2 protein-coding genes are annotated in these 4650 nt (G+C 54.1%); both read left to right on the top strand.

Translation table 11 applies throughout. The features are described 5' to 3' along the window. Positions 1-162 precede the first annotated feature (162 nt). Entirely contained in the window at positions 163-1884 is a 1722-nt protein-coding gene (locus tag RQI43_RS24420; protein ID WP_311276895.1) for a DUF262 domain-containing HNH endonuclease family protein, read from the top strand. Positions 1885-2139: 255 nt separating this feature from the next. Continuing rightward, positions 2140-4650 (top strand): hypothetical protein (locus tag RQI43_RS24415; RefSeq protein WP_311276894.1); only part of this gene is annotated, 2511 nt, incomplete at its 3' end.

Here is a 4650-nt window from a genome sequence, read left to right as displayed (position 1 = left end):
GATCGGCGGCTTTGCAGTCGATAATGTCCGTGCTCAACTCCTACTTACATTCGTGCTTTAACTCGGTTCCGTACGGATTATGGCGCGAACGGAACGGAACCAACTGCTTTCTAACTGTAATCTTCCATCAGTTTTCAATATCAAAGTAAAGGGAACGTCTTAATGCTTGGTTCAAAGCAACCCGAGAAAGCGCCTGCCAAAAAGATCAGCGGGGCTGAGTATCCCCTATCGAAGATTTTTAGTTCTGAATTCGAATTTATCATCCCTTCGTACCAGAGACCTTATGCTTGGGAAGTCGATCAAGCATCGGAGCTATTGGACGACTTGTGCGACTTCTGTGAAAACTCAAACGACGACGGATATTTTTTAGGTAGTATTGTACTGATCAAATCAGAGGGTATCCCCTGCTCGGAGGTCATCGACGGACAGCAGCGCCTTACTACTTTAACGATATTGTTGGCGGCCTTAGCGTGCGCTCACAGCAGCGAATATCTGGAAGAAATTAAGCCTTACATCCTTGAAGCTGGAAAGAAAATGGAGGGCATCCAGCCAAAGGTACGACTCTCACTTAGAGAACGAGATCAGCCATTTTTTGAGAAATACATTCAAAACTTTGCTCTCTCTAGCTTGGCTGATCGCGACCCCGCCTCGCTCGACAACGAGTCGCAGAGGAACATACGCGCAAATTCCATTCATTTGCTGCAAGAAATTTCAAAACGGTTTGAAACCCTGGCTCAGCTTCAAGATTTCGTCACTTTTTTGTTAACGCGCTGCTTTCTAGTCACAGTCTCAACCCCAACGCAAGAAAGCGCCTTTCGTGTCTTTTCGGTAATGAACAGTCGTGGACTCGATCTGCAACCAACGGATATTATAAAGGCTGACATTGTCGGCAAAATAAGAAATGAAGATATCAGGAATACTTATAATGTTAAATGGGAAAGTATGGAGGTGGAGCTAACGAGAAGTGGGTTTAACGATCTTTTTAGTTATATCAGAATGATATATGCGAAAGAAAAGGCTAAGCGTACCCTACTTGAAGAATTCAAATCGTCGGTTGTACCGAAAAATCCTGATCCCTGTAAATTTATCGACGAAGTCCTTGAGCCTTTTGCAGACGCCTTGATCGAAATTCGTAGCCTGTCTTTTGCGTCTACGAACCACGCGGAAGTCATCAACGGGTATTTGAAATGGCTCCACCGGATCGACAACTCCGATTGGGTGCCGCCTGCGATGCTGTATCTCAAGATTTACAGAAATAAACCCGCCGAAGTAGCGCTATTTTTTAAGTTACTTGAGCGAGTAGCAGCCTACATGCACATATCGCGCTGGAACGTTAATAAGCGCATAGAGGTATATGGAGAGCTCATAGTCGAAATCGAAAAAGGTCTCGATCCCAACGATATGGATCAGCTTAAGTTCGATAAAAGTTATACAAAAGAATTCCGGGAAACGTTGAATGGCGAAATATATAATCTCAGTTCACGGAAGCGTAATTACTTGATGCTTAGGCTTGATTCATTCGTAGCTGACGGGGCAGCCACATACGATCCGAAAATACTTACGATTGAACATGTTCTACCTCAGACTGTAAAACCTGATGGCGAGTGGGCTGAATTGTGGCCCGATGAGGATGTTAGGGGCCAATGGGTTCATCGCCTAGCAAACCTAGTTCCTCTTAATAAGAAGAAAAATTCCGAAGCTCAGAACTTTGATTTCAAAAAGAAATGCGAAGTTTACTTCTCGGGAACAAAGAATATTTCATCCTATGCGCTAACCAGTCAGGTCCTTGCTAAAAGCGAATGGACCATTTCTATAGTGAAGCAGCGCCAAAAATTGCTACTCGACACACTTATGCAAGGCTGGGAACTTAACGACCCAAAATAACTTCGTGTCATCGTTCTGAGAAGCAAATTTAGCGCAAAAACATATAGCCTTTCTTCGGTGAGGCGGGGTATTATTATAAATACCCCGTGCGTCATGGCAGTGGTGCGACCGAATCAGCCAGCCCTTGTGTCAGGAATGGAGCATATTGCGCTTCTGTCTTCCTGTATCTCCGAGAGTTGGTCCGCCTCCCTGGCGCTGATGAAGAGCCCTGCATGGCTGCCACCGTGCAGGGTTTTTCATTAGCGGATTTGAAACATGCTTTTTTCCCAAAACGACCAGCAGTGGCTTGTCCCCTTCTGCCATGATCACATCGCCCCGGCTCTCGGCCGCAAGGCGGCCAACCAGTTCGTCAGAGCGATCCAGAAGCCTACGACATGGTTCACCGAGAACATCATCCGGCCCCGCCTCTTTCGTCCTGACTTCCTCGGTGGTGTCTACTACCCCGTGGCTCTCGATCCCTTTTCTGTGGGACGTAATCACACCCTTGCAGAGGCGCTCGCAACTGATCCCGATCCGCTGGTCACCTATGAAGGCGACCCGCTAACCGGGCTCACCTTCTTTGCGAATTCGCTCCGGCTGTGGGTGCCCTTCACCGCAGAGGAGGGAACCGAGCGGCAGTCGAAGCAGCCAGACCCACCGATGGATCGGGTTGTGCTCGGTGATCATCGGGTCTTCACGTTCGAGTTCGATGTGAAAGACCCGGAGTTCCTGAAGCTCCAGCTTTCGTGGCTGCGCTCCTCCAAGGGGCTGCTCGATTGTCCAATGGGCGATCTCTACAGGCACTGCTCCGGCTTTGCCGACTTCGCCGGGCTGACGGTCAACTACTCAGGCAACAAGAGCTTGCACATTCACGTCGTGTTCGAAACCACGCTGGCGGCGGCACGTCTGGGCTTGGGCGAGATTAGCAGCACCGACCTGCGGCGTGGTCTCGTCGCTCATTGGGACCGCCTACACGAGACAGTTCTGACAACGTTGGGGGTTCACGGCCATCAGGCCGATCGCTGCCTCAGCTTCCCCGAGAGCTTCCGGCGCATACCGAACGGATCGCGGGTCATCGAGAGCGACAGTCATCTTCTTGGCTTCCCGCGAGGCACCGTGTTCCCGCAGGTTACCCTGTGGGAGAAGGCACGTGGCCGTGCGGCTGGCGACAGCTTGCCCTTGTTCTTCACGCCAGAGCCCTTCCGCGCGGAGGCGAGCATCCACAAGGCGAGGCGCAAGACCACGCCTGCGGCCAGAGCCTGCCGTGTCACCTCAACAGAGGAGGCTTACTGCGAGGAGCGCTTGCGTGTTTGGTACCATGGATGGCCGCGCTTTGATCACCTCGACTTTGAGGGTGGCCGCTACGTCGCCAAGTTCAGGAATTCCGAAGCCGACGCGACCCCCTCGTCGGTGATGCGCGAGGACTACAGCACCATCCATCTCGTCGGGCGCGACGCCGCGAACCTTACGGCCAAAGCACTGCCCTACACCCTCGGTGTCATGCTAGATGTATGGCGGGCTGAGTTTTCCGCTCGCGAGCAGGATGGCGAGAGACTGACACTTCAGGAGATGCTGACCGAGACCCAGACCTGCGCCGTAAGCCCGATTGAGGAGCGCTTCCGCAAGCAGGTGGTGGACGCATCCTCAGCCCGAACCGAGATGGAGGCGTTCTTCAGGAGCACCGTTGCCCAGAACCCCCTGCTCCTTGTCGTTGGCCCCGAAGGGGTAGGCAAAACATCGGTGTTAATGGCGCTCCACCATGAGTTCGCAGCCGACCTTGAGCGCCAAGGCGAGAGCACGCTGGTGATGTACGCCTTCGCCGACTACGAGGCGGCGAGGAAGAAGTGCGACGCCTTCAATGCGGTGCAGGGCGACCTCGGCTTTGTCGGCGTTCTGTTGCCCAGCTTCTCTCGTGCTTACGAGGAGGAGTGCAAGCAGCTACGCATCAACCCGATCTCGACCGAGGATGCTGCTCGCCGGGGCTTCCCCAGCCGGTGGGCCGCGATCGAGACGTTGCAGCCCAAGGTGACTGAGAGCTTCCAGGCGCGACATGCACGCCTGTGGTCGGACATCGGCGATCGGTCCCCAGCGTTCTTCACAGTTCATCAGGTTGCCCATGAGTGGAAGCGAAGCGGACTTACTCGCCTGATGTGGGCTCCTTCCTTCTGGGAGAACGATCAAGGCGGAAGAGCGGAGCGCAACGCACTTCTGCGCCTACAGACGAAGCTCGGGCTTTTGGTCCATGATGAGGTCAAGGTGGACAGCTTGATCGAGGCGTATCCCGACACAGTGCTGTGGTGGGTCGATGCGCTGGTGAACTCGGACACGAAGCTCTGGTGTGCTGAGCAGCCATCCCTCCCGAAGCTGCTCGCGAGTTACGAAGCTTACGTGACGGCTGAAGGTCATCCTCTGATCGACGATCGGGAGTTGCCTGTCAGTTTCGAGGAGGTGCGTCGGATTGCCGAGTACGGCGTTGCGCGCTGGGAGCACGTGACGACAGCGGACAGCGGGGAGTACGGGGTTCGAGCAATCGCCAACGACAATGCTGCCGATGAGGGTGCCCCCACACGGACGGATATCTACGGAGCCCGACATGGCCGCGATTGGCAGGTGCTCTCACGCGAGTGGTGGCACCGTGCAGCGGAACGCGTCGTCCTCCTGACAACTGAGGCGGTGCCGACTGCTGTGGCACGCCGGGCTGACCCGTCCTTTGCTGTCTACGAGCTTGAGACCCCTTTGGTGTCCCGTGACGCTGTTGCGGTTCATCCCTCGCGCTTTGTTCGCGGG

Origin of the sequence: Methylobacterium sp. WCS2018Hpa-22, from assembly GCF_031843785.1 — a bacterium.
GTDB lineage: Bacteria > Pseudomonadota > Alphaproteobacteria > Rhizobiales > Beijerinckiaceae > Methylobacterium.
The sequence above is the reverse complement of the archived record's forward strand: the minus strand, read 5'-3'. Positions and strand labels throughout refer to the sequence as shown.

Bases quoted from the DNA above. Each gene is read 5' to 3' on its own strand.
- RQI43_RS24420 (WP_311276895.1), top strand. From the start codon at position 163: ATGCTTGGTTCAAAGCAACCCGAGAAAGCGCCTGCCAAAAAGATCAGC.